At 75.5% G+C, this 24,639-nt stretch carries 21 protein-coding genes; 14 read left to right on the top strand and 7 right to left on the bottom strand.

Features of this window, described 5'->3' with window-relative positions:
• Positions 1–18 precede the first annotated feature (18 nt).
• The 7 genes from GA0070606_RS15140 (at position 19) to GA0070606_RS15170 (ending at position 7,325) form a co-directional block, all read left to right on the top strand.
• Positions 19–1,374 carry a 3-oxoacyl-ACP reductase gene (locus GA0070606_RS15140; RefSeq protein ID WP_091099878.1) on the top strand — a complete coding sequence of 452 codons (1,356 nt, stop codon included), beginning with the start codon at positions 19–21 and terminating at the stop codon, positions 1,372–1,374.
• A 242-nt stretch (positions 1,375–1,616) separates the two neighbouring features.
• Positions 1,617–2,441, top strand: a complete 825-nt coding sequence (locus tag GA0070606_RS15145; protein ID WP_091107760.1) for a MaoC/PaaZ C-terminal domain-containing protein — start codon at positions 1,617–1,619, stop codon at positions 2,439–2,441.
• 96 nt (positions 2,442–2,537) lie between these two features.
• Positions 2,538–3,290, top strand: coding sequence for an NUDIX hydrolase (locus GA0070606_RS15150; protein ID WP_091099881.1), 753 nt, complete (start codon positions 2,538–2,540; stop codon positions 3,288–3,290).
• On the top strand, positions 3,287–4,261 hold the full coding sequence (locus GA0070606_RS15155; protein WP_091099885.1) for a serine/threonine protein kinase: 975 nt from the start codon (positions 3,287–3,289) through the stop codon (positions 4,259–4,261). Before GA0070606_RS15150 ends, GA0070606_RS15155 begins: the two co-directional genes overlap by 4 nt.
• 9 nt (positions 4,262–4,270) lie before the next feature.
• Positions 4,271–5,230, top strand: coding sequence for a hypothetical protein (locus tag GA0070606_RS15160; RefSeq protein WP_091099888.1), 960 nt, complete (start codon positions 4,271–4,273; stop codon positions 5,228–5,230).
• Between the two features lie 97 nt (positions 5,231–5,327).
• The gene (locus GA0070606_RS15165) at positions 5,328–6,608 is read left to right on the top strand and encodes an adenylosuccinate synthetase (protein ID WP_091099892.1); all 1,281 of its coding nucleotides are present in this window, start codon (positions 5,328–5,330) and stop codon (positions 6,606–6,608) included.
• A 102-nt stretch (positions 6,609–6,710) separates the two neighbouring features.
• Positions 6,711–7,325 (top strand): DedA family protein, encoded by a 615-nt coding sequence (locus tag GA0070606_RS15170; protein ID WP_091099896.1) that lies wholly within the window; start codon positions 6,711–6,713, stop codon positions 7,323–7,325.
• A 39-nt stretch (positions 7,326–7,364) separates the two neighbouring features.
• On the opposite strand, the gene GA0070606_RS15175 is transcribed toward GA0070606_RS15170, so the two are convergent.
• On the bottom strand, positions 7,365–8,006 hold the full coding sequence (locus tag GA0070606_RS15175) for a response regulator (protein ID WP_091099899.1): 642 nt from the start codon (positions 8,004–8,006) through the stop codon (positions 7,365–7,367).
• Complete coding sequence (locus GA0070606_RS32915) at positions 8,003–9,397, bottom strand: sensor histidine kinase (protein WP_218106021.1); 1,395 nt, start codon at positions 9,395–9,397, stop codon at positions 8,003–8,005. The genes GA0070606_RS15175 and GA0070606_RS32915 overlap by 4 nt, the downstream gene beginning before the upstream one ends.
• 193 nt (positions 9,398–9,590) lie before the next feature.
• On the opposite strand from GA0070606_RS32915, the gene GA0070606_RS15185 reads away from it, so the two are divergent.
• The gene (locus GA0070606_RS15185) at positions 9,591–10,232 is read left to right on the top strand and encodes a DedA family protein (RefSeq protein WP_091107762.1); all 642 of its coding nucleotides are present in this window, start codon (positions 9,591–9,593) and stop codon (positions 10,230–10,232) included.
• An 81-nt stretch (positions 10,233–10,313) separates the two neighbouring features.
• On the opposite strand, the gene GA0070606_RS15190 is transcribed toward GA0070606_RS15185, so the two are convergent.
• Positions 10,314–10,949 carry a TetR/AcrR family transcriptional regulator gene (locus tag GA0070606_RS15190; RefSeq protein ID WP_176737328.1) on the bottom strand — a complete coding sequence of 212 codons (636 nt, stop codon included), beginning with the start codon at positions 10,947–10,949 and terminating at the stop codon, positions 10,314–10,316.
• A 68-nt stretch (positions 10,950–11,017) separates the two neighbouring features.
• Here GA0070606_RS15190 and GA0070606_RS15195 point away from each other — a divergent pair, with 68 nt between their 5' ends.
• The 4 genes from GA0070606_RS15195 (at position 11,018) to GA0070606_RS15210 (ending at position 16,032) form a co-directional block, all read left to right on the top strand.
• Positions 11,018–11,470, top strand: a complete 453-nt coding sequence (locus GA0070606_RS15195) for an SCP2 sterol-binding domain-containing protein (RefSeq protein WP_091099907.1) — start codon at positions 11,018–11,020, stop codon at positions 11,468–11,470.
• 1 nt (position 11,471) lies between these two features.
• Positions 11,472–12,686 (top strand): acyl-CoA dehydrogenase family protein, encoded by a 1,215-nt coding sequence (locus GA0070606_RS15200; protein ID WP_091099911.1) that lies wholly within the window; start codon positions 11,472–11,474, stop codon positions 12,684–12,686.
• A gap of 311 nt (positions 12,687–12,997) precedes the next feature.
• Positions 12,998–14,560 (top strand): AMP-binding protein, encoded by a 1,563-nt coding sequence (locus GA0070606_RS15205; RefSeq protein ID WP_091099914.1) that lies wholly within the window; start codon positions 12,998–13,000, stop codon positions 14,558–14,560.
• Positions 14,561–14,706: 146 nt separating this feature from the next.
• A complete protein-coding gene (locus tag GA0070606_RS15210) occupies positions 14,707–16,032 on the top strand; it encodes an MFS transporter (protein ID WP_091099918.1) in 1,326 nt (441 codons plus the stop codon).
• 94 nt (positions 16,033–16,126) lie between these two features.
• Here the strand turns inward: GA0070606_RS15210 and purD are convergent, their stop codons facing one another.
• The 3 genes from purD to GA0070606_RS15225 form a co-directional block, all read right to left on the bottom strand.
• A complete protein-coding gene (gene purD / locus GA0070606_RS15215; protein WP_091099922.1) occupies positions 16,127–17,377 on the bottom strand; it encodes a phosphoribosylamine--glycine ligase in 1,251 nt (416 codons plus the stop codon).
• 146 nt (positions 17,378–17,523) lie between these two features.
• Positions 17,524–18,495 carry a hypothetical protein gene (locus GA0070606_RS15220; protein WP_091107764.1) on the bottom strand — a complete coding sequence of 324 codons (972 nt, stop codon included), beginning with the start codon at positions 18,493–18,495 and terminating at the stop codon, positions 17,524–17,526.
• 248 nt (positions 18,496–18,743) lie between these two features.
• Positions 18,744–20,033 (bottom strand): adenylosuccinate synthase, encoded by a 1,290-nt coding sequence (locus tag GA0070606_RS15225; protein ID WP_091099925.1) that lies wholly within the window; start codon positions 20,031–20,033, stop codon positions 18,744–18,746.
• 123 nt (positions 20,034–20,156) lie between these two features.
• Between GA0070606_RS15225 and GA0070606_RS15230 the strand changes: the two genes are divergently transcribed.
• Both GA0070606_RS15230 and GA0070606_RS15235 read left to right on the top strand, forming a co-directional pair.
• The gene (locus tag GA0070606_RS15230) at positions 20,157–21,302 is read left to right on the top strand and encodes a diacylglycerol kinase family protein (RefSeq protein ID WP_091099929.1); all 1,146 of its coding nucleotides are present in this window, start codon (positions 20,157–20,159) and stop codon (positions 21,300–21,302) included.
• 77 nt (positions 21,303–21,379) lie between these two features.
• Positions 21,380–23,617 carry a MinD/ParA family ATP-binding protein gene (locus GA0070606_RS15235; protein ID WP_091099933.1) on the top strand — a complete coding sequence of 746 codons (2,238 nt, stop codon included), beginning with the start codon at positions 21,380–21,382 and terminating at the stop codon, positions 23,615–23,617.
• A gap of 52 nt (positions 23,618–23,669) precedes the next feature.
• On the opposite strand, the gene GA0070606_RS15240 is transcribed toward GA0070606_RS15235, so the two are convergent.
• A complete protein-coding gene (locus tag GA0070606_RS15240; protein WP_091099937.1) occupies positions 23,670–24,098 on the bottom strand; it encodes a DUF3151 domain-containing protein in 429 nt (142 codons plus the stop codon).
• Positions 24,099–24,639 lie beyond the last annotated feature (541 nt).

Raw genomic sequence — 24,639 nt, forward strand, 5'->3', positions numbered from 1 at the left:
CGCCAGTAGGCTACGCCTATGACCGACAGGTACGCGAGCTTCGTCCAATCGGGGGCCGGTCGCGCGCTGGTCAAGCGCCTCGGGCTGCCCGACCCGCCGCGACTGCGCCGACACGCCCCCGGCGACCCCCTCACCCCCGGTCCCGTCCTGCTGGGCGCCGCGACCGGGGGCCGGCTCGCCGAGCCGGTCGGCAAGCTCCTCGCCGCCGCCGGGGTCGAGCTGCGCGACCCCGACGCCGTGGAGTCCACCGAGCGCTTCGCCGCCCTGGTGTACGACGCCACCGGCGTCACCGACTCCACCGACCTGCGCCAGCTCTACGACTTCTTCCACCCGCACGCCCGGTCGGTGCTGCCGAGCGGGCGGGTGATCGTGCTCGGCACCCCGCCCGCCGAGGGCGGCTCGCCCCGCGAGGCCACCGCCCAACGCGCCCTGGAGGGGCTGACCCGCAGCATCGGCAAGGAGTTCGGCCGGGGCGTCACCGCCCAGCTCGTGTACGTCACGAAGGACGCCGACCCCGGCACCTGGACCAGCCTGGAGGCCACCCTCCGGTTCCTGCTCTCCGGCCGGTCCGCGTACGTCTCGGGGCAGGTCGTCCGGGTCGGCGCCGGCACGGCCGCCGCCCCGGCCGACTGGGACCGCCCGCTGGACGGGCAGGTCGTCCTGGTCACCGGGGCGGCCCGGGGCATCGGCGCGGCGCTGGCCCGGGTGCTGGCCCGCGACGGCGCGCGCGTCGTCGCGCTGGACGTCCCGGCGGCGGGCGACGAGCTGGCCGCGGTCGTCAACGAGATCGGCGCGACGGCCGTGCAGCTCGACCTGACCGCGCCCGACGCGCCGGCCCGGCTCGCCGCGCACCTCGCCGAGCGGCACGGGCGGGTCGACGTGGTCGTGCACAACGCGGGCATCACCCGGGACAAGACCCTCGGCCGGATGGACGCCGACCGCTGGGACTCGGTCATCGACGTCAACCTCTCCAGCCAGGAGCGGATCAACGACGTGCTGCTGGAGCGGGAGCTGATCCCGGCCGGCGGGCGGATCGTCTCGGTCTCCTCCATCGCCGGCATCGCCGGCAACCGGGGGCAGACCAACTACGCCGCCAGCAAGGCGGGCGTGATCGGGCTGGTCGACTCGCTCGCCCCGGCCCTGCGCGAGCGCGGGATCAGCGTGAACGCCGTCGCCCCCGGGTTCATCGAGACACGGCTGACCGCGCGCATCCCGCTGGCGCTCCGCGAGGCGGGCCGGCGGATGAACAGCATGTCGCAGGGCGGGCTGCCGGTGGACGTCGCCGAGACCATCGGCTGGCTGGCGTGGCCGGCCTCCGGCGCGGTCAGCGGCAACGTCGTCCGGGTCTGCGGCCAGAGCCTGCTGGGGGCGTGATGGCCGGGCGGAGGGAGCCGGCGGAGGGCCCGGCGGACGACCTGTCCCTGCACGAGCTGATCGACGGCCCCACGGAGGTGCTGCCGGAGGAGACGCTGGCGGCGGTCCGCCGGCCGGGGCCGTCCGGCCACGACCTGAGCGTCGAGGAGACGCACGACCTCTCCGGGGCGGCCGACGAGGTGACGCGGGACCTGGCCGGGCACGCCGCGACGGGTGCCCGGGAGCGCGTGGAGCTGCCCCGGATGCCGGCGGCCGGTGCGCTGTACCGGCGGGCGCTGCTCGGCGCGCTGCCCGGTCTCGGCGGCGGTCGCCGGTCGGCCGACGTGCCGGCGGTGGAGCTTTCCGTCGCCGGGGCCGCCGTCGACCGGGCGCACCTGGCCGACTACGACCGGGTCTGCGGGTTCCGGCTCACCGACCAACTGCCGGCCACGTACCCGCACGTCATGGGGTTCCCGCTGGCCCTGCGGCTGATGACCGCGCCGGAGTTCCCGATCCCGCTGACCGGCGTGGTGCACGTCGGCAACCGGATCACCGTGCACCGCCCGGTCAGCGCCGACGAGACCCTCGACTTCCGCGCGTACGCGGAGCACCTGCGCCCGCACGACCGGGGGCGGCAGGTCGACGTGGTGCTCGTCGGCTCGGTGGACGGGGAGGAGGTCTGGCGGGGCGTCTCGACGTACCTCGGCCGGGAGCGCACGCCGGGCGGGGAGCGGCGGCGCGACCCGGGCGAGCGGCCCGCGGCGCCGGCCGGCTCCGCCCGCTGGCGGGTCGAGCCCCGCGTCGGCACGGACTACGCGCGGGTCTCCGGCGACCACAACCCGATCCACACCTCCCGCCTCGGCGCCCGGTTGTTCGGCTTCCCCCGGCCGATCGCGCACGGGATGTGGAGCAAGGCCCGCTGCCTGGCCGCGCTGGAGAACCGGCTGCCCGACGCCTACACCGTCGAGGTGGCCTTCAAGCTGCCGGTGCCGCTGCCGGGCACGGTGAGTTTCGCGCGCCTGCCGGACGGCGGATTCGCCCTGCACGACCTGCGCGGTCGCCCGCACCTGGTGGGTCTCGTGCGCTGAGCCGCCCCTGCCGATCCGGACACCGGGCTTGGCAGGGGCGGCTTCGTGCGCTAGGTTCTTCTCAGATCGAGATGTTCTCAAGATGAGAGGGACGACGTGGACGAGCGGGAGTTCCTGGCCGCGTACGACCCCCGGGCCTATCCGGCGGTCGCGGTCACCGTCGACGTGGTGGCGCTGACCATCCGGCACGGCGCGCTGCACCTGCTGCTGATCCGGCGCGGCGAGCCCCCCTTCGAGGGGCACTGGGCGCTGCCCGGCGGCTTCGTCCGCCCCGCCGAGGACCTGCTCGCCGGCGCCCGGCGCGAGCTGGCCGAGGAGACCGGGCTCGGCGGGGAGGGGCTGCGCCGCGTACACCTGGAGCAGCTCGCCAGCTACGGCGACCCCGACCGCGACCCGCGGATGCGCGTCGTCTCGGTCGCCCACCTCGCGTTCGCGCCCGACCTGCCCGACCCGGCCGCCGGCAGCGACGCCGACGAGGCGGCCTGGCTGCCGGTGACCGGCCTGGCCAGCCGGCAGCTCGCCTTCGACCACGGCCGGATCATCGACGACGCGCTGGAGCGGGCCCGGTCCAAGCTGGAATACACCCCGCTCGCCACCCGCTTCCTCGCCGGCGAGTTCACCATCAGCGAGCTGCGCGCCGTCTACGAGACGGTCTGGGGGCACCCCCTGCACGCCGGCAACTTCCACCGCAAGGTGCTCTCCGTGCCCGGCTTCGTGGAGAGCACCGGCGCCAACACCGAGCGCGGCGGCGCGCGCGGCGGCCCCCGCGCCAGGCTCTACCGGGCCGGCGACGCCCGGCTGCTGCACCCGGCGCTGCTGCGCCCCGCGCGGGAGGAGACGGTGCGATGAGGACCGCGGAGGCCATCCGCCTGGTCACGGCGGCCCGCAGCGACGCCGACCTGTTCGGCGCGGACCAGCCGGCCCGCCGCTACCGCGAGCTGGTCGCGGCCCTGCACCCCGACCGCCTGCCGGCCGACCCGGCCGTACGCGCCGAGGCCACCGACGCGTTCGTCCGGGTCACCACCCGCTGGAAGGCCCGCCGGGTCACCGTCCTCGGCGACTACCGCCTCGGCACGCCGGCCCACTCGGGTGACCTGGCCGACCTCTACGACGTCGGCGCCGACCGCCTGCTCAAGCTGCCCCGGCGGCCCTCCGACAACGACCTGATGGCCCGCGAGGCGCACGCCCTGCACACCATCGCCGAGCGCGGCGACCCGCGCTACCTGCCGTACGTGCCCCGGCTGGTGGACTCGTTCCGGCACTCCGACGCCGCGACCGGCGCCGAACGGCGGATCAACGTGCTCGCCACCGCGCCCGGCCTGCACGACCTGACCGAGGTGCGGCGCGCGTACCCCGACGGGCTGGACGCCCGCGACGTCGCCTGGATGTGGCGGCGGCTGCTGGTCGCGCTCGGCCTGGCCCACCGGGCGGGCATCGTGCACGGCGCGGTCCTGCCGCCGCACGTGCTGATCCAGCCCGACCAGCACGGCGTGGTGCTCGTCGACTGGTGCTTCTCCGCGCCCGTCGGCAGCACCGTCCCCGCGCTGGTCCCCGGCCACGACGCACGGTGGTACCCCGACGAGATCCTCCGGAAGCGGCCCTGCGGGCCGGGCACCGACATCGCCATGGCCAGCGGATGCATGAGCTGGCTGATGGGGCCCCGCGCGCCGCGCGAGCTGGACGCCTTCGCGCGGGGCTGCCGCCAGCGGGCCCTGGGCGCCCGGCCCGACGACGCCTGGCGCCTGCTGCACGAACTGGACGAGGTGCTGGAACGGCTCTACGGGCCGCGCACCTTCCGACCCTTCACCCTCAACCCGTAAGGAGCTGTCATGGGCAGTGGAATGTGGTCCACCGACGTGTACGACGCCGCCGACCGCTACCGCCGGAAGACCGGCAGGAGCGCGTTCTCGTACAGCGACAGCGGGGCGCGCACCGTGCACCCCTCGCTCGACCCCCGGGGCGTGGTACGCGAGAGCCGCGACTCCGACGAGCACCCCCGGTCGACGCCCATCGCGGTGCTGTTCGACGTGACCGGCTCGATGCGCAACGTGCCACGCGTCCTGCAGACCAAGCTGCCGCGGCTGCTCGGGCTGCTGCAACGGCAGGGCTACGCCAGCGACCCGCAGATCATGTTCGGCGCGATCGGCGACGCCACCTGCGACCGGGTGCCGTTGCAGGTGGGGCAGTTCGAGTCGGACAACCGGATGGACGACGACCTCGGCCGCATCGTGCTGGAGGGCGGCGGCGGCGGACAGATGACCGAGTCGTACGAGCTGGCCATGTACTTCATGGCCCGACACACCGTGACCGACGCCTGGGAGAGGCGCGGCCGGCGCGGCTACCTGTTCATCATCGGCGACGAGCTGGCGTACCCCCAGGTGAAGGCGCGCGAGGTGGCCCGCCTGATCGGCGACGGCCCGCGCGAGGACGTGCCGCTGCGGCAGGTCGTCGACGAGGTGACCCGCCGCTGGGACACCTACTACCTGCTCCCCGCCGGCAGCCACTACTCGGGCAACGCCAAGGTGCTGGACTTCTGGCGGAGCCTGCTCGGGCAGAACGCAGTCGTGCTGGACGATCTCGACGCGGTCTGCGAGACCATCGCGCTCACCATCGGGCTCGGCGAGCAGGCCGTCGACCTGGACGAGGGCCTGCGCCACCTGGACCGGGCCGGCTCGAACGCCACCGGCACGGTGTCCAAGGCGCTGGCCCGGCTGGGCCGGGGGCGGCGCGCCGAGGTGTCGACGCTGCCCGCCTTCCGCGACACCGGCGGCGAGGTGACCCGGCTGTGAGGCACGAGGCGGTGGCCGACCCCGGCCACGACGGCTCCCGCAGCTCCCGCGGCCACGGCGGCCACGGCGGCTACGGCGGCTACGGCGGGGAGGCTCCGTGAGCGGGCACGTGGCGGTGGTCGACCTCGGCTACGGCGACGCCGGCAAGGGCACGGTCGTGGACTGGCTCTGCGCCACCCGGCCCGTGCACACGGTGGTCCGCTTCAACGGGGGCGCGCAGGCGGCGCACAACGTCGTGCTGCGCGACGGGCGGCACCACACGTTCGCGCAGTTCGGGGCCGGGACCTTCCACCCCGGCGTCCGTACGCACCTGTCGCGGCACGTGGTGGTGGACCCGCTGGCGCTGGCCGCCGAGGCCGACCACCTCGCCTCCGTCGGGGTGCCCGACGCGCTCGACCGGCTGACGGTGGACGGGGAGGCGCTGCTCGCCACCCCGTACCACCGGGCCGCCAACCGGGCCCGGGAGATCGCCCGGGGAGCCGACCGGCACGGCTCCTGCGGGCTGGGGGTGGGCGAGACCATGGCGTACGCGCTCGCCCACCCCGACGAAGCGCCCCGGGTGGCCGACTGCCTCCACCCGGCGCTGCTGCGCCGCCGGCTGGCAGCCCTGCGGGACCGGCTGACCGCCGAACTCGGCCCGCTGGACGCGCCGCCCGTCGACGACTGCCTGCCCGCGTTCACCGGGTTCGCCGGGCGGGTGGCGATCGTCGACCGGGGCTGGCTCGCCGGGGCGCTGCGCGCCGGCACCTGCGTCTTCGAGGGCGCACAGGGGGTGCTGCTCGACGAGTGGCACGGCTTCCACCCGTACACGACATGGAGCACCACCACGTTCGCCAACGTCGACAGCCTGCTCGCCGAGGCGGGCCAGGCCGGCACTGCCACCCGGATCGGGGTGCTGCGCGTGGTCACCACCCGGCACGGCCCGGGCCCGCTGGTGACCGAGGACCCGGCTCTGCCGCTGACCGACCCGCACAACCCGACCAACCCGTGGCAGGGGCGCTTCCGGTTCGGCCACTTCGACGCGGTCGCCCACCGGTACGCCCTCGCCGCCGCCGGCGGGGTCGACGGCCTGGCGCTGACCCACCTCGACCTCGCCGGCCCCGGGCTGCGGATCTGCCGCCGCTACGACTGGACCGACCGGCTCACCCCGGGCCCGCCCGGCGACCTGGACCGGCTGGCGGCGCTGACCGCCCGGCTGCTGCGCTCCCGCCCGGTCCACGACGACGCCCCCGTCGACTGGCCGTCGGCGGTCGCCGAGGAACTGGCCACCCCGGTGGTGCTCACCTCGCACGGCCCCACCGCCGGAGACAAGGTCCCGAACGGCCCGCTGCTCGCCCCGCCGACCCTGGTCGACGCCGGGCCCGGCAGGTCGGGCTGATCCGGCGCGTCTGGCGGCGCGGCCCCGGTCCGGCACGTCCGGCTGCCCCGCGAGTCTCGCGACTCGGCCACCGGGCGGGCCGCGCCCGGCGAGCATGGGGGCGTGGAGTCCGCGCTCGACCTGCTGCGGCAGCTGGTCACCTCCCCGTGGGTGTACCTGCTGCTGTTCGGGCTCACCGCGGTCGACGCGTTCTTCCCGGCGGTACCCGGCGAGGCGGCCGTGATCACCGCCGCCGTGCTCGCCACCGGCGGCAACCCCAACCTGGTCGCGGTGATCGTCGCCGCCGCGCTGGGGGCCTGCGCCGGCGACCACGTCTCGTACGCCATCGGGCGCGGCGGCGGCGCCAACCGGCTCGCCCGGTTACCCGCCGACAGTCGACGGCGGGCCGGCTCCGAGTGGGCCCGCCGGGCCGTGCACCGGCGCGGCGGGCTGATCCTGACCACCGCCCGGTACGTGCCCGGTGGCCGCACCGCGGTCACCCTCACCATGGGGGCGGTCCGCTACCCGCTCCGCTCGTTCCTGCTGTTCGACGCGGTCGCGGCGACGAGTTGGGCGCTCTACTGCGCCCTGCTCGGCTACTTCGGCGGGCTGGCGTTCGAACGCGACCCGGTCAAGGGCGTCCTCGCGGGGGTGGGCGTGTCGGTGGCGGTCACGCTGCTGCTGGAGTCGTTCCGCTGGCTGCGCCACCGCACCCCCCGCCAGCGCACCCGCTCCTGACCAGCCCGCCGCACGGCGGCCCTCCTGCCGCACGGGCTGTCAGAGGAGGTCGGCGTCGTGGACCAGGATCGCGAGCTGCACCCGGTTGGCGAGCTGGAGCTTGGCGAGCGCGCGGCTCACGTGTGCCTTGACGGTCGCCTCGCTCATCGTCAGGCGGCGGGCGATCTCGGCGTTGCCGAGCCCCCGGCCCACCTCCCGGACGATCTCCAGCTCCCGCTCGGTGAGCTGGCCGAGCCGCTGCCGCGCGGCGTCCCGCCGGGCCGGGCCACGCTCGGCGAAGGAGTCGATCAGCCGCCGGGTCACGGTCGGGGCGAGCATCGCGTTGCCGGCGGCCACGGTACGCACCGCGGCGGCGAGGTCCCGGGGCGGCGTGTCCTTGAGCAGGAAGCCGACGGCTCCGGCGCGTAGCGCCCGGTGCACGTACTCGTCCTGATCGAAGGTGGTCAGCATGATCACCTTCGCGCCGGTGGCGACCAGCTCCGGCGCGGCGGTCAGCCCGTCGGTGCCCGGCATCCGGACGTCGAGCAGGACCACGTCGGGGCGGAGTCGCCGCGTCTCGGCCAGCGCCCCCGCCCCGTCGGCGGCCTCGCCGACGACGGTGAGCTCCGGCGCCGCCTCCAGGATCAGCCGCAGGCCGGAGCGGACGAGGTGCTCGTCGTCGACGACCAGGACCCGGATCACGTCGCCTCCTCCACCGGGATCAGCGCCCGGACCAGGAAGCCGCCGTCGCACGGGCCGGCCTCCAGCCGCCCGCCCAGCAGCTCCACCCGCTCCCGCAGGCCGATCAGCCCGAGCCCCGCCCCCGGCAGGCCCACACCGCCCGCCGACCCACCACCCGAGCCCCGCACCGCCGCACCCCCCGCCGGCCGACCCGCCGCACCCCGCACAGCCGCGCGATCCACCACCCGGCCACGTGCACCCGACAGACCCGCATCGTCCGCCGACCCACCCGCCGCACCCCGCACGGCCGCGCGGTCCGCCACCCGGCCCCGCGCGCCCGGTCCGGGCTCGGCACCCTCCGGGGGCGCGCCCGCGTCCGCCCCGGGCACGCCGCCCGACGGGGTGTTGCGGACGCTGACCTCCACCCCGCCCGACAGGTGGCGCAGCCGGACGGTGGTGTCCGTGTCCGGCGCGTGCTTGCGGACGTTCGTCAGCGCCTCCTGGACCACCCGGTACACGGTCCGGCCGACGGTGGCGGGAACAGGCCGGGGCGTCCCCTCGTCGCGCCGGTCGACCCGGAGCCCGGCGGCGCGGGACTCCCGCACCAGGTCGTCGACGCCGGCCAGCCCGTCCGCAACGGTCGCCGGCCGGCCGGCGGGGCCGGGCTGGCGCAGCACGCCGAGCACCTCGCGCAGGTCGGTGAGGGCCTGCCGCCCGGTGGACCGGATCAGGGTCGCGGCCTCGACGGTCGCCGGGTCGGCGGCGGTGACCTCGAGCGCTCCCGCGTGCACCACCATCAGCGACACCCGGTGCGCCACCACGTCGTGCATCTCCCGGGCGATCCGGGCGCGCTCCTCGGCCCGGACGCGCTCCGCGCGCGCCTCCTGCTCGCGTTCCAGCCGCTCGGCCCGGTCCCGCAGCACGCTGAGAGTGTCCCGGCGGGCGCGTATCCAGAGCCCGACGACCAGCGGAAACAACACGGTCAACGCGAACATCGCCGTCGCGTTGGCGGGCGTGGCGGTGGTCAGCCGCCGCTCGCCGCCGACGGCCACCCCGATCAGCACGCCCACGGCCGAGACCAGGGCCGCGCCGGCGAGGAAGGCGAGGAGCCGCCGCCGGTCCCGCAGCCGCAGGCCCGCCTGACCGGAGGCCACGACCGCCGCCGGCCAGGCCGCCAGGAGCAGCCACGCCGCGGCGGCCGCCACGAACAGCGGCCAGCACCGCGCGCGTACCGTCGCGGCGGCCCAGCCTGCGAGGACGGCGACGGCGAGGACCAACGCCCGGGGCAGCGGCGAGCGTGCCCCCAGCGCGCCGGTCGCCGACCCCCAGACCGCCGCCGCCACGACGACGGCGAGCAGCACGGGGGCGTACCGGTCGACGGTGTGGCGGAGCGCGACGGCGCGGGAGGTCACGTCCCGAGCCTAGGCCGGACGGAGGCCGCTGCCGCCCGGCCTACGCTCGGCTGCCCGCGCCGCCCGCGCCCGACCCTGAGAAACCGCCGGGCCCGACCCGGATCCGTCTCCGGGTCGGGCACGACTTAAGTCGCACGTGCCGCCTGACCGTCGGCCGATGGCGGCGCCGTCCCGCCGCACCAGCATCGAGATCATGGATTCGGTGCTCGACCTGCTCCACCAGACGATGTCCTCGCCCTGGGTCTACCTGGCGCTCTTCGCGATCGCGGTGATCGACGGCTTCTTCCCGGCGGTGCCCAGCGAGACGGCCGTGATCACCGCCGGCGTGTTCGCGGCGACCGGTCGGCCCGACCTGACGGCCGTGATCGTGGTCGCGGCGGCCGGCGCGCTGGTCGGCGACCACGTCTCGTACGCCATCGGCCGGCACGGCGGCGGTCGGCTGCTCGCCCGCCTGCCCGAGGGCGGCCGGCGGCGTGCCGCCTACGAGTGGGCGCGGCGCGGGATCGCCACCCGGGGCGGGCTGATCCTCACCGTCGCCCGGTACGTCCCGGGTGGCCGGACCGCCGTCACGATGACCATGGGCGCGACCCGCTTCCCCCGGCGGCGGTTCCTCGCCTTCGACGCGCTCGCCGCCTGCTCGTGGGGCGTCTACTCGGCGCTCGTCGGCTACCTGGGCGGGCTCGCCTTCGAGCAGGACCCGATCCGCGGGCTGCTGCTCGGCCTGGGCCTCGCCCTGACGGTGACCCTGGTGGTGGAGGTGACCCGCTGGCTCGTCGGCCGCCGCCGGGCGGCCTCCGCCGCGCCGGCCCGGGAGCCGGTCAGGCTGCCGCGCTGACCCGCTCGGGCGGCCTGCGCCGCGCCGGCCCGAAAGCCGGCCAGGTCGCCGGGCTGACCCCGCTCCTCCCGGCCCGGCTTCCTACCGCCCGGGCCGCCAGGTGGCGCCGGCCAGCAGCTGCCCGGCCCCGAGCCAGGCGACGTTCATCATCCGGGTCGCGGTCTTCTCCGGATCGGCGTCCGGGTGGTCAGCGAGCCAGTCGGCCAGCGACTCGGTCGCCCCCACCAGGGCGTACGCGACGACCTCCAGGTCGGTCTCGCCGGCCTCGCGCCCCTCGGCGCGCAGCGCGTGGTCGAGCATCCCGGCGACGATGTCGACCAGTCGGGCGCGCATGCCCGCCAGCTCGCCGGCGAACGGCTGCTCGCCCCGGGCCTGCCGGTAGAGCACCGCCCACCCGTCCCGGTGCGCTCCGACGAAGCCGAAGAACGCCCGCAGGCCGCGCCAGAGCCGCTCGTCGGCCGGCAGCTCCGGGGCCGCCGCCCCGGCGATGGCCTGCATCATCCGGGTGCCCTCCCGGTGCAGGCAGGCGACGAAGAGTTCCTCCTTGGTGCCGAGGTACGCGTAGACCATCGGCTTCGAGATGCCGGCGTCCTCGGCGATCTCGTCCATGCTGGCCGCGTGGAACCCCCTGCGGGAGAAGACTTTCACGGCCGCGTCGAGCATCTGCTGCTCGCGTACGGCACGGGGGAGGCGCTTGAAGGTGGGTGCGGTGGACACCCTTGCGAGCATACCTACTCGTGCGTAGGGTTACGCACGAGTAGCCAATACCCGGAAGGTGCAGCCCCATGACTGACTTCGACCCGGCCAACTTCGCGAACGTCGGCCCCAAGGAGTTCGCCCAGCTGGTCAAGTCCACCCCGGACGACAAGATCGCCGAGGTCATGTCCGGCGACCTGCGCGGCAAGATCCTCAGCGAGGTCTTCGGCCGGATGCCGCAGCTCTTCCGCGCCGACCGGGCGGGCTCGACCAACGCGGTCATCCACTGGAACATCACCGGCCGTCCCGACGGCGGCACCGACACCTACGAGGTGGTCGTCGCCGACGGCGCCTGCACCGTCAACGAGACCCCGCAGCACGACCCGAAGCTCAGCCTCACCATGGGCCCGGTCGAGTTCCTGAAGATCGTCTCCGGTGGCGCGAACCCCGTCATGATGTTCATGACCGGCAAGCTCAAGGCCAAGGGCGACCTGGGCCTGGCAGCCAACATCGCCAACCTGTTCGACATCCCCAAGGCCTGAGATGGCCGAGTTCTCGCTCGACCTGAACGAGGAACAGCGGGATCTGCGCGACTGGGTGCACGGCTTCGCCGCCGAGGTCGTGCGCCCGGCCGCGGCCGAGTGGGACGCCCGGGAGGAGACCCCCTGGCCGATCATCCAGGAGGCGGCGAAGGTCGGCCTGTACGGCTTCGAGTTCCTCGCCACCTGCTGGGCCGACCCCACCGGCCTCTCCCTCCCGATCGCCAGCGAGGAGCTCTTCTGGGGTGACGCCGGCATCGGGCTGGGCATCTTCGGCACCTCCCTCGCGGTGGCCGCGATCTACGGCGCGGGCACCCCCGACCAGATGGTCGAATGGGTGCCGCAGTGCTTCGGCACCGTCGACGAACCGGCCGTCGCCGCGTTCTGCACCACCGAGCCCGAGGCCGGCTCCGACGTCGGCGCGATGCGCACCCGGGCCGTCTACGACGAGGCGAGCGACGAGTGGGTGCTGAGCGGCCAGAAGGCGTACGCCACCAACGGCGGGATCGCCGGGGTGCACGTGGTCACCGCCTCGGTCGACCCGTCGCTCGGCTCCCGTGGGCAGGCGGCGTTCGTCGTACCGCCGGGCACCGCCGGGCTGACCGCGACCCGCAAGCTGCGCAAGCTGGGCCTGCGCGCGTCGCACACCGCCGACGTCTTCCTCGACGACGTACGCGTGCCGGGGCGCTGCCTCCTCGGCGGCAGGGACGCCCTGGACGAGCGGTTGGCGCGGGCCCGTTCCGGCCGGCGCGCCTCCGGCCAGGCGGCGATGCGCACCTTCGAGCTGTCCCGACCCACGGTCGGCGCGCAGGCGCTGGGCGTGGCCCGGGCCGCCTACGAGTACGCCCTGGACTACGCGAAGGACCGGGTCCAGTTCGGCCGGCCGATCATCGAGAACCAGGCGGTCGCGTTCGCGCTGGCCGACATGAAGACGGAGATCGACGCCGCCCGGCTGCTGGTCTGGCGGGCCTCCTGGATGGGCCGCAACAACCGGCCCTTCACCGCCGGCGAGGGCTCGATGTCCAAGCTGAAGGCCGGCGAGGTGGCCGTCTCCGTCACCGAGAAGGCCGTGCAGCTGCTCGGCGGGGCCGGGTTCCTGCGGGACCACCCGGTCGAGCGCTGGTACCGGGACGCCAAGATCTACACCATCTTCGAGGGCACCTCCGAGATCCAGCGACTGGTCATCTCCCGCGCCATCTCCGGCGTCCAGATCCGCTGACCCCGCACCCCGCCCGACCGGGCCGTCGCCGAGCGGCCCGAGCGACCGCAGCCCCCCGATGGGCCGCCGTCCAGCGGCTCGGACCGACCGCAGCAACCCCGAAGGGCCGCCCACCAGCGGCCTGAACGACCGCAGCAACCCCGAAGGGCCGCCGACCAGCGGCCCGAACGACCGCAGCAACCCCGAAGGGCCGCCCACCAGCGGCCCGAACGACCGCAGCACCCCGACCAGCCCCGGCGCGTGATCGAAGTGATCGCCCGCGGAGGGACCCCGTGCGGGGCCCTCCGCGCACCGCACGAGGAGGCCACGTCATGGACCTGCCGTTCGTCGTCGCCACCCTGACCCGGCGCGGGTTACTCACCCCCGGCCGGCCGTCCCGCATCGCCGCCCAGCTCGGCGCGCTGCGCAAGTGGGGCCTGAGCCTCGGCGGCGAGCTGCGCCAGGCCACCGCCCGCAACCCCGACCGGACGGTGGTGATCGACGAGGAGGGCGCCGAGCTGACGTACGCCGAACTGCTGGACCGGGCCGAGCGGACGGCCCGGGCGATGCGGGCGGCGCTCGGGGTGCGGGCCGGCGACCGGGTCGGCGTGCTGTGCCGCAACCACCACGGCCTGATCGAGACGATCGTGGCCGCCACCCTGCTCGGCGCGGACGCCGTGCTCGTCAACACCGGGCTCTCCGCCGCTCAGCTCGCCACCGTCGCGGAGGAGCAGCGGCTGCGGGTGCTGGTGCACGACGCGGAGTTCGCCGAGCGGGTCGTCGGCCTGCCCGCCGAGGTGCACCGGCTCGACGAGCGCGCCCGGGAGGAGCTGGTGGCCGGCGCGTCCCCCGGCGCGCTGCGTCCGCCGGAACGCGACGGCCGGATCATCGTGCTCACCTCCGGCACCACCGGCGCCCCGAAGGGCGCCCGACGCCCGACGCCGCACGGGTTCGGGCCGCTGGTCTCCATCATCGACCGCATCCCCCTGCACGCCGGGGACCGGGTGCTGATCGCCGCGCCGATCTTCCACACCTGGGGGTTCGCGGCCCTCCAGGTGTGCTTCGCCCTGCGGGCCACGATCGTGCTGCACCGCCGGTTCGACCCGGCCGCCACGCTCGCCGCCCTGACGCGGCAGCGCTGCGACGCGCTCTTCGCCGTGCCGGTGATGCTGCAGCGGCTGCTGGAGGTGCCCCCGCCGGACCCACGTCCCCCGTTGAAGGTGGTCGCGGTCAGCGGGTCCGCGCTGCCCGGCGGCCTCGCCCCCAGGTTCATGGACGTCTACGGCGACGTGCTCTACAACCTGTACGGCTCGACCGAGGTCTCCTGGGCCTCCATCGCGGACCCGGCCGACCTGCGCGCGGCGCCCACCACGGCCGGCCGCCCGCCGCACGGCACCCGGCTGGCGATCCTCGACACGGCCGGCGAGCCGGTGCCGGACGGCGCGGTGGGCCGGATCTTCGTCGGCAACGAGATGCTCTTCGAGGGCTACACCTCCGGCGCCACCCGGGAGCGCCGCGACGGGCTGCTCGACACCGGCGACCTGGGCCGGCTCGACGCCGACGGGCTGCTCTTCGTCGACGGCCGGGCGGACGACATGATCGTCTCGGGCGGGGAGAACGTCTTCCCGTCCGAGGTGGAGGACCTGCTGGCCGGGCTGCCGCAGGTGCGCGAGGCCGCGGTGATCGGCGTACCCGACCCCGAGTACGGCCAGCGGCTCGCCGCGTTCCTCGCCCTGCACCCCGGCGAGACCCTCGACCCGGAGGCCGTCCGCGAGTACGTCCGGCACTACCTGGCCCGCTTCTCCGTGCCCCGCGACGTCGTCTTCGTCAGGTACCTTCCGCGCAACGCGACCGGCAAGGTGCTCACCCGCGAACTGCGCCGCTACTACACCTGACCGCCGGGCGGGCCGCTCGGTCCGGCGGGGCCGGGCGCCGGCCGTTCCCGTTCGCGGTCCCGCGCGCCGGCCGTCCCCGTTCGCGCTCCCGCGCGCCGGCCGTTCCCGTTCGCGGTCCCGCCGGCGGCCCTTAGGCTGGCAGCACGATGATCAGGTCAGAGCCCCGCCGCCGTACGCCGCTGCTGCTGGTCGAGGCGGCGACGCTGCTCTCGGGCATCGGCAACGGCGTGGCCACCGTGGCCCTGCCGTGGCTGGTGCTGGAACGCACCGGCAGCGCCACCGCCGCCGGTCTCGTCGCGGCGGCCACCGCGCTGCCGCTGCTGCTGTCGAGCCTCGTCTCCGGCACGGTCGTGGACCTGTTGGGCCGGCGGCGTACGGCCCTGGTCTCCGACGCGCTCTCCGCCGTCTCGGTCGCCGCGATCCCGGCGCTGGACGCCCTGGTCGGGCTGAACCTCGGCTGGATCGTGGCGCTGGCCGCGCTCGGCGCCGTCTTCGACCCGGCCGGGCTGACCGCCCGGGAGACCCTGCTGCCGGCCGCCGCGCAGGCCGCCCGGTGGCGGATCGAACGGGCCAACGGCATCCACGAGGCGGTCTGGGGCCTCGCCTTCCTGATCGGGCCCGGCGTCGGCGGCGTGCTCATCGCCGCGATCGGGCCCGGCCCGACGCTCTGGGTCACCGCCGCCGGATTCGCGCTGGCCGTCGCGCTGGTCGCCGCCGTCCGGCTGCCCGGAGCCGGCCGCCCCGAGCGGCCCCCGGCCGGACTGTGGGCCGGCACCGCGGAGGGGCTGCGGTTCGTCTGGCGGGACCGGCTGCTGCGGACCATCGCGCTGATCACCATGGTGCTGGTCGCGCTCTACCTGCCGGTCGAGGGCGTGCTGCTGCCGGCGTGGTTCGTCGACCAGGGCGAGCCGGCCCGCCTCGGCGCGATCCTGATGGCGATGAGCGCCGGAGCGGTGGTCGGGGCGCTCGCCTCCGGCACGGCGGGACGGCGGATCCGGCGGCGCACCCTCATGGTGATCTCCCTCGTCGTCACCGGGGTGGCCCTGGTGGGCCTGGCCACCCTGCCGCCGTACCCGGCCATGCTCGGCTTCGCCGCCGTGATCGGGCTCGCGTACGGGCCGGTCAACCCGCTGGCCAACTACGCCATGCAGACCCGCACCCCGGAGCGGCTGCGCGGCCGGGTGGTCGGGGTGATGACCTCCTTCACGTACGCCGCCGGCCCGGCGGGCTACCTGGCCGCCGGGCCGTTGGTGGAGTGGCTCGGGCTGCGCCCGGCGTTCCTGCTGCTCGCCGGGGCGCTGCTGGTGGCGGCGCTGGTCGCCGCGCCGCTGCCGGTGCTGCGGACGCTGGACGAGCCGCCCCGCCACCCGCCCGCCCCGGTCGGCGGCACGTCCGGCCGGGTCGAGGGCCCGCTCCCGCTCGGCGAGCAGTGGGCGCCCTCGGCGCACCGGGACCCGCCGGGTCAGGGGTAGAGCGTGGACCCGGGCGTGGTGGCGATGGCGGTCAACTGCGCCACCTCCTCGCCTCACCGCTCAAACGGAGGCCGGAAGGGTGGAGGTTGCCCGGTCAGCCCGGAATCGTGATCCGGCCCTCGGCGGCGGTGGAGGCGATGTCGGTGCGGTGGTGCGAGCCGGGCAGGTCGACGCCGCGTACCAGCTCGTAGGCGGCCTCGCGCGCGGCGGCCAGGTCGGGGCCGGTGGCCGTACCGCAGAGGACCCGGCCCCCGGCGGAGAGCAACGCGCCGTCGGCGGCCCGCCGCGCGGTGCCCGCGTGGATGACGCCCGGGCGCTCGGCCCCGGAGATCACGTCGCCGGTACGCGGGGCGGCCGGGTAGCCCTCGGCGGCGACCACGACCGTGACGGCCGCCCCGTCGCGCCAACGCAGCGGCGGGTGCGCGGCCAGCGTGCCGGTGGCGGCGGCGTGCAGCAGCCCGGCGAGCGGGGTCTCCAGCAGCGCGAGCACCACCTGCGTCTCCGGGTCGCCGAAGCGGGCGTTGAACTCGATCACCCGGGGGCCGTCGGCGGTGATCGCCAGCCCGACGTAGAGCAGGCCCGCGAACGGCGTGCCGCGGCGCGCCATCTCGGCCAGGGTCGGGTGGACGACGTCGCGCATGACCTCGTCGACCAGGCCGGGCGGCGCCCAGGGCAGCGGCGCGTACGCCCCCATGCCGCCGGTGTTCGGGCCGGTGTCGCCGTCGCCGACCCGCTTGAAGTCCTGCGCCGGCAGCAGCGGCACCGCCGCCTCGCCGTCGGTGACCACGAAGAGGGAGACCTCCGGGCCGGCCAGGTATTCCTCGACGACGACCCGGCCGCACTCCTCTGCGTGCCGCAGCGCGGCGGCGCGGTCGTCGGTCACCACGACGCCCTTGCCGGCGGCGAGCCCGTCGTTCTTCACCACGTACGGCGCGCCGAACTCGTCCAGCGCCCGGCCGGTGCTCTCCGCGTCCGTGCAGGTGTACGCGCGGGCGGTCGGCACGCCGGCGGCGGTCATCACGTCCTTGGCGAACGCCTTCGAGCCCTCCAGCCGGGCCGCCTCCGCCGACGGCCCGAAGGCGGCGATCCCCTTGGCGCGTACGGCATCCGCGACCCCGGCCACCAGCGGCGCCTCGGGCCCGATCACCACCAGGTCGGCCCCGGTCTCCACCGCCAGCGCGGCGACGGCCGCCGGATCGCATGGATCGACGGCCCGCACCGAGGCGACCGAGGCGATGCCGGGATTACCCGGTGCCGCGATCAACTGCTCGACGGCCGGATCCGCAGCCAGCCCGAGCGCGAGCGCATGCTCCCGCCCCCCACCACCAAGAAGAAGTACCCGCACGCCCGCATCCTACTGACCCCTCCCCCCGGCCTCGTTGATCATGGCGTTAGCGGCACTGATCGCGATCAACTTCGCCGCTAACGCCATGATCAACGAGGTGACGGGGCGGGGAGGGTGAGAGGGGGGTGGGAGGGGTGGGTTCGTGGTCAGCGGCGGTGGGAGGCGGCGATGGCGTTGCGGACGGTCCAGGGGATGTAGCCGGGGTCCAGGGTGTCGGCCCAGGTGAAGCGGAGGACGGTCCACCCGGCGTTGAGCAGGCGGTTCTGTCGGCGCCGGTCGGCGAAGATCGCCTCGGGGCTGCCGTGCGGCCCTCGGCCGTCGGCTTCGGCGATCACCCTCGGGCCACGCCAACCCAGGTCACCGACACCGAGCAGGTAGCCGTCGTCGTCCCGTACCGGTAGCTGGAGGACGTCCGGAGGCACTCTGCCGTCGACGCAACGCAGCCGGGTACGGGTCTCGAGCGGAGACTGCGCGCGGCCGTCCGCCTCCGCGAGGTAGCCGCGTGCGGCCACCGCTCCCCGCCGGCGCCGCAACAGGCGCGGCATGGACAACAGGTCGTCCTCCGTGATCAACCGGCGGCACAGCGCCGAGTCCAGCACCGAGACCGCCGGGTACCGGCCGACACGCCGGATCACCTCGGCCACGGTACGCAGCGGACACGTGACCGCCATACCGTCGACGCGGACGACCGAGGCCGCCGGGTGTTCCAGTTGGTGGAGCACCAGGCCGGGGTGTCGGACCCGCTCCCGCCTCGCGGCGGCACCGGGCAGCGCCACGTGGATCTCGTCGCTGGGCGGCAGCCCGGCGATGCCGTGAAGCTCAGCGGCCGTGCCGAGGACCGCGTGCGCATGCGGACCCAGCGAGAGCAGAGCCGCCCGGATCCGTCGCCGCCGAACGGCCGGCACGTCAGGGCCGACGACGGCGGCGCGTCCGTCCGGCGACTCCCCGCCCGCCCCACCGCCGACCAGGTAGACGGTTCGGGCGACCCGTCGCCAGCGGCCGAACGTGACCAGGTTGTCGATCTCATGCCGCCCGAACCCGATCCTCAGCGCCTGGACCCGGGTGACCAACCCGTCCTGCCCGCCAGCAATCCGCCGCAGCTCCGTCGTACGATCCACGACCACCCACCCTGGCCCACCCCGCCCTGTCCCGCTCCCCCCTGTGGACAACCACCCCCGGCCCCTGTGGACAACCGCCCCAGCTCCCGTTGATCACCGCCCCCAGCTCCCGTTGATCATGGCGTTAGCGGCACTGATCGCGATCAACTTCGCCGCTAACGCCATGATCAACGGGGTGGGTCCGGGGTGGGTCCGGGGTGGGTCCGGGCGGGGTGGGGGTGGGGGTGGGGGTGGGGGCGCGGGGGTGGTTAGGGGAGGAGGGGGTGGCGGAGGACGTTTTCTTCGCGGCCCGGGCCCACGCCGACCACGCTCACCCTGGTGCCGCAGAGTTCCTCGATGCGGGCGATGTAGCGGCGCGCGTTCTCCGGGAGTTCGTCCTCGGTCCGGGCCTTGGTGATGTCCTCCCACCAGCCGTCGAGCTCCTCGTAGATCGGAGTCGCGTGGTGGAAGTCGGTCTGGGTCATCGGCATGTCGTCGAAGCGCTCGCCGTTGATCTCGTACCCGACGCAGATCGGCACCTTCGGCAGGCCGGTGAGCACGTCGAGCTTGGTGACCACCAGGTCGGTGACGCCGTTGAGGCGGCAGGCGTACCGGGCGACGACCGCGTCGAACCAGCCGCAGCGACGCTCCCGGCCGGTGGTGGTGCCGTACTCGTGGCCGATCTTGCGCAGGTGCTGCCCGTTGTCGTCGAACAGCTCGGTCGGGAACGGCCCGGAGCCGACTCTCGTCGTGTACGCCTTGCTGACCGCGATGACCTTGCTGATCGCCGTCGGCGGGATGCCGGCGCCCACGCAGGCCCCGCCGGCCGTCGGGTTCGACGAGGTCACGAAGGGGTACGTGCCGTGGTCCATGTCGAGCATGGTGGCCTGGGCGCCCTCCAGCAGGACGGTCTCGCCGCGGTCCAGCGCGTCCCAGAGCATGACCCGGGTCTCCGCGATGTACGGCCGCAGCCGCTCGGCGTACTGGAGGTACTCCTCGACGGTCTCGTCGACGTCGATGGCCTTGCGGTTGTAGATCTTGAACAGGAGCTGGTTCTTCTCGCGCAGCGCCAGCTCCAGCTTCTTGCGCAGGATGCCCGGGTCGAGCAGGTCCTGCAGCCGGATGCCCATCCGGGCGACCTTGTCCCCGTAGGCCGGGCCGATGCCCCGGCCGGTGGTGCCGATGCGGGAGCTGCCGAGGTAGCGCTCGACGACCCGGTCGAGGGCCCGGTGGTGCGGCATGATCAGGTGTGCGTCGCCGGAGATGCGCAGCCGGCTGACGTCGACGCCGCGCTCGGCGAGCCCGTCGATCTCGGCCAGCAGCACCTTCGGGTCGACCACCACGCCGTTGCCGATGACGATCATCGCGCTCGGGGAGAGCGCGCCCGACGGCATCAGGTGCAGCGCGTACTTCTGACCGTCCGGGGTGATCACCGTGTGGCCGGCGTTGTTGCCGCCGGAGTAGCGCACGACGTAGTCGACCCGCTCACCCAGCAGGTCGGTAACCTTGCCCTTGCCCTCGTCGCCCCACTGGGCGCCGAGGAGCACGATCGCTGGCATCTTCTCGCCTCCAGAAGGCTCGGGTGCCAGGTGGCGACCGGTCAGCGAGCCCGGGGTGTCAGGCTAACAAGTAGTGACGGCGCGGCCGGCAGGGGTCACGTCGAGAGGCAGGAGGCCGTTTCCGTGTACGACGTGGTGCTGCTCACCCTCGGCTCGGAGCGCGACGCGCCCGGCGGGGCCTGCGGCAGCGGCGGTGGCTGCTGCGGCGGTGCGACGGCGCCCGGGGCCGACGCCGGAACGGACGTCACCGACGGCGCGACGCCCGACGCCGGAACGGACGTCACCGACGGCGCGACGCCCGACGCCGGAGCACCCGGTGCGGCGCACACCTGCGCGGCGGACGTCTGCGGCACCGATGCCTGCGCGAGCGACGGCGCCCGGGCCGGGGAGCGCTGCGACACCCCCCGGGTGCCGGTGCTGGCCTGCGCGGACGCGCTCACCGCCCGGGGCGCCCGGGTGGAGACGGTCACTGCCCGTTCGGACGCCGAGATCGACGAGGTGCTCGCCCGCTTCGACGGGCCGCCCCGCCCCGACGGCCTCGCCTGGCCCGACCCGGACTCCAAGGTCCGGCTCGTCGTGGCGGCGGCGAGCGACGCCCAGTTGCGCGCCGTCGTGCGCCGGCTCGTCCGGCGGTACGCCCCACCGCCCAGCCGCCGCCCCGACGACCTGCCCGGCAACCGGACGGTGCCGGACCTGCCCCCGATCGGCGTACTCCCGCTCGATCCGGCCAGGAGCACGACGCACCGTGACCTGGCGGCGCAGCTCGGGCTGCCCCGCGACCCGGCGGCGGTGGCCGCCGCGGTGCTGGACGGCACCCCCCGCCGGCTGGACCTGCTGCGCAACGACGGCGGCTCGGTGACCCTGGACGGCGCACTGATCGGCGCCGCCGACGACGGCGGCCGGCCCCTGCACTGGCGGGGACGCGTCGAGGTGGACGACGCCGTCCTCTCCGACGGCGACGAACCGATCATGGCCTGCGCGATCGGCAACGCGGGCGGCTACGCCCGGCTGGACGACGTGGCGCTGCTCAGCCCGCCGGATCCGACCGACGGGCGGGTCGAGGTGGCGGTCGCGGTGCCGGTGGTCACCCGGTCGACGTTCGGCCGTAAGCGGGTGCGGCTGGAGGTACGCCGGGCCCGCGGGCGGGCTGTCTCCGTGCTCCCCCGGGACGAGAAGCTTCCGTACCTCGACGACGGTGTCGAGGGCGAACTGAACCGAAAGCGGTCCTGGTGGACCGAGCCAGGCGCCTGGGCGATCTGGGCGGGCTGACCTCGACGTCCCCTCGCGGCACCCCGCCCCCGTTCGGCCCGTGGGCCTATCCTCGGCAGGAGGAATGGGGAGGAACCGTGGTGGACAACAACGCCGACCGGGCCCACGTGCCCGGCCAGCAGCCAGTGCCGGAGCGGGACATCGAACCACTCTGGCCACCGGACCAGATCGACGGCGGGTCGGGCGTCGGCACGCCGCGGTGGGCCGCGGACCCGTCGACCGGCGCACCGCCGCCCGCCGCCCCGCCTCCGGTTCCCCACCCGGCGACCGGTCAGTCACCGGCCGCGCCGCCCTCGCCCGCCGACTACCCGTCGCTCACCGGCGGGGTGCCCGCTCCCAGCGGTTGGGCGATGTCCGGCCAGCCCGGCGGTCCGTCCTGGGCTCCCACCCCGCCCGCGCAGGGCTGGACGCCCCCGGTGGTGCACACACCACCGAACCCGGCGATCAAACCGACGGTCCCGCCCGAAGCCGGCCCGGGCGCCCGGCCGACCACCGACACCGGCGGCACGCCGGCCGGCGCGGCCGGTACATCGGACACCGCGACGGGTGGCACGCCGCCAGCGGTGCCGGCGCCCCGGGTCGACCTCGAACTGCCCTTCACCCTCGACCAGCCGGCCACGGCCGGACCGGCCCCGGTTCTCCCGTCGGCCAGGCCCACGCCGGGTCCCGACGCGTTTCCCGCCGGCGGTGGCGACCCGGCGGACCGCACGTCGCAGGGCGCGCGCCCGGACGCCGACGGCTCGGCGCCCGCTCCGGACGAGACCGTTCCGTCCTGGACCAACGGCACCACCACGCCGGGCACCTCGTCCTCGGCCAGCGGCAGGGCTGCGGTCGGCGGCTCTGCGCCAACCACCGCCAGCGGCAGGGCTGCGGTCGGCGGCCCGCGCGGGGCCGAATCGCCATGGGCCCAGCCACCGCAACGGACCGGGGCGGCCGGCGCGGAGCCGACCACCGGCTCGACGACTCCGGCCACGGGCGGCTCGGGGCCGGCGCGGCAGGGGACCGGCCCGGAGACACCGCAGGCGTCCGGCGGTGTGCCGCCGCAGTTCAGCCCGGCGCCGCCGCAACAGGCCGTACCGCCGCAGGCCGTCCCGGCACCGCCGCAACAGGCCGTACCGCCGCAGGCCGTCCCGGCACCGCCGCAACAGGCCGTACCGCCGCAGGCCGTCCCGGCACCGCCGCAACAGGCCGTACCGCCGCAGGCCGTTTCGGCACCGCCGCAGCTCGGACCGTACCCACCGCAGCCTGGGCCGTACCCACCGCAGCCCGGCTGGTACCCGCCGCCCGGGCAGCCGGGGGGCACGCCGGCACCGCCGCAGGCGTACCAGCCGACGGCGGGTGTGACCCAGCCGCTGACCGCCTACCCGGACGCGACCTGGCGTCCCGAGGCCGCCGCGCCGCCGACCGCCGAGGACTTCGCCCGGCGCCGGCAGGTCCGCCCGGCCGACCCGGTCGCCAGCATGGGCGTACGGGCGGTGGCCAACAAGATGGGGCTGCGGCTCCCACCGGGACGGCACGAGCAGGAACTCAGGCGGGACATCGAGATGGTCCGCCGCAACTTCGGCGGCCTGCGTCAGGTGACCGTGGTCAACCCGAAGGGTGGCGCCGGCAAGACGGTAGCCATCCTGCTGCTCGCCATGACCTTCGGTCAGAAGCGCGGCGGCTACGTGCTGGCCTGGGACAACAACGAGACCCAGGGCACCCTGGGCATGCGCGCACAGCAGGACTTCCACGCCCGTACGGTCCGCGACATGCTGCGAGACCTGGGCCAGTTCCAGGGGCACGGGCGGGTCGGCGACCTGTCGCAGTACGTCCGGTCGCAGGGCGAGGGGATGTTCGACGTTCTCGCCTCCGACGAGTCGGCGACCGGCGGCGAGATGCTCACCGCCGCCGCGTTCGCCGAGATCCGCGAGGTGGTGAGCCGGTTCTACAAGCTGATCTTCGTGGACACCGGCAACAACGTGCGCGCCCAGAACTGGCAGGCCGCGATGGACGCCACCGACCAGTTGGTGGTCACCATGTCGGCACGGAACGACTCGGCGGAGACGGCCGCCCGGATGCTGGACCACCTGGAGCAGAGCGGCCGGCAGCGGCTGGTCCGGCAGGCGGTCACCGTGGTCTCCATGCCCCCGTCGCGCAAGGAGATCGACCTGCCGGCGATCCAGGAGCACTTCGCGGCCCGGACGCGGGCGGTGCTGCTCGCGCCGTACGAGCGGCTCATCGACACCGGCGAGCCGATCCGCTACGCGGCCCTCTCCTCGGCCACCCGGGACGCCTGGCTGAAGATCGCCGCCGCCGTCGCCGAGGGGCTGTAGGGGCCCGGACACGCCGTCGGCCGGCCCGGTCGGGCCGGCCGACGGCTCGTGCTCAGTTGCTCGCCAGCGCGTCCGCGGCGGCCGGGTCGCAGTCCCGGAGGAACTGGGCGCAGCGGGCCGCCTCGTCCGCCTCGCCGATCTCGTCGGCGGCGCGGGACAGCACGTAGAGGCAGCGCAGGAAGCCCCGGTTCGGCTCGTGCGACCACGGCACCGGGCCGTGCCCCTTCCAGCCGTTGCGGCGCAGCTGGTCCAGCCCCCGGTGGTAGCCGGTGCGCGCGTAGGCGTACGCCGGGACGACCTGGCCCGCGGCGAGGGCCCGGGCCGCCAGCGCGCCCCAGCCTGCGCTGTAGGTCGGGAAGCGCGCCGCCACCTCGGCGTACGCCTCGTCGCTGCCGGCCTGCTCGGCGGCGGCCAGCGCGGCGTCGGCCTCGTCGTGCGCGGGGAGGAGGGTGGCCGGTGGTTCCGGCAACAGGTTCTGCATCGTCCCATTCAACCCGCTTCGCCCGCGACCGCGCGAGGGGGTTGGGCGAGCCGGTTGACTGAACGGCTGAGGAGTTGGTCACGCCTGCGGCCTATGCCACCCCGGGATATTTTCCATTACAACTATTGGTCCGGAGCCTCCCCAGGACCGGGTCACGCAGGAGCTCGGTGGCTGCGCCGCCGGGCTCCTGTCCGTCTCGGGAGAGGCCGGCGCGATCCCGGGTCGGCGGCCCGGTGCGGCCGCGACGACCGGCACCGTCGCCGCGCCCGCACCGCCCGCCGCCGATCCGGGCCCGTCGACCGCCGTCCGCCGACCCGGCGCGGGTCGGCCGGGGCGCGGCCGGCCGGGCGCGGCGCTTGCCGGCACGGATCTGCCCGGCACGGCCGACACGGTACGGCCGGGCGCGGCGCTTGCCGGCACAGATCTGCCCGGCACGGCCGACACGGTACGGTCGGCCGGACGCGGTGCCTGCCCGGTGCGGGTCTGCCCGGTGCGGCCCGGCGCGGGTCGGTCGGGAGGCCGCCGACAGCACGGAAGCCCC

The organism is Micromonospora citrea (genome assembly GCF_900090315.1).
GTDB lineage: Bacteria > Actinomycetota > Actinomycetes > Mycobacteriales > Micromonosporaceae > Micromonospora > Micromonospora citrea.

Bases quoted from the DNA above. Each gene is read 5' to 3' on its own strand.
- GA0070606_RS15140 (WP_091099878.1), top strand. From the start codon at position 19: ATGACCGACAGGTACGCGAGCTTCGTCCAATCGGGGGCCGGTCGCGCG.
- GA0070606_RS15145 (WP_091107760.1), top strand. From the start codon at position 1,617: ATGCCGGCGGCCGGTGCGCTGTACCGGCGGGCGCTGCTCGGCGCGCTG.
- GA0070606_RS15155 (WP_091099885.1), top strand. From the start codon at position 3,287: ATGAGGACCGCGGAGGCCATCCGCCTGGTCACGGCGGCCCGCAGCGAC.
- GA0070606_RS15160 (WP_091099888.1), top strand. From the start codon at position 4,271: ATGGGCAGTGGAATGTGGTCCACCGACGTGTACGACGCCGCCGACCGC.
- GA0070606_RS15185 (WP_091107762.1), top strand. From the start codon at position 9,591: ATGGATTCGGTGCTCGACCTGCTCCACCAGACGATGTCCTCGCCCTGG.
- GA0070606_RS15195 (WP_091099907.1), top strand. From the start codon at position 11,018: ATGACTGACTTCGACCCGGCCAACTTCGCGAACGTCGGCCCCAAGGAG.
- GA0070606_RS15200 (WP_091099911.1), top strand. From the start codon at position 11,472: ATGGCCGAGTTCTCGCTCGACCTGAACGAGGAACAGCGGGATCTGCGC.
- GA0070606_RS15205 (WP_091099914.1), top strand. From the start codon at position 12,998: ATGGACCTGCCGTTCGTCGTCGCCACCCTGACCCGGCGCGGGTTACTC.
- GA0070606_RS15210 (WP_091099918.1), top strand. From the start codon at position 14,707: ATGATCAGGTCAGAGCCCCGCCGCCGTACGCCGCTGCTGCTGGTCGAG.
- GA0070606_RS15225 (WP_091099925.1), bottom strand. From the start codon at position 20,033: ATGCCAGCGATCGTGCTCCTCGGCGCCCAGTGGGGCGACGAGGGCAAG.
- GA0070606_RS15240 (WP_091099937.1), bottom strand. From the start codon at position 24,098: ATGCAGAACCTGTTGCCGGAACCACCGGCCACCCTCCTCCCCGCGCAC.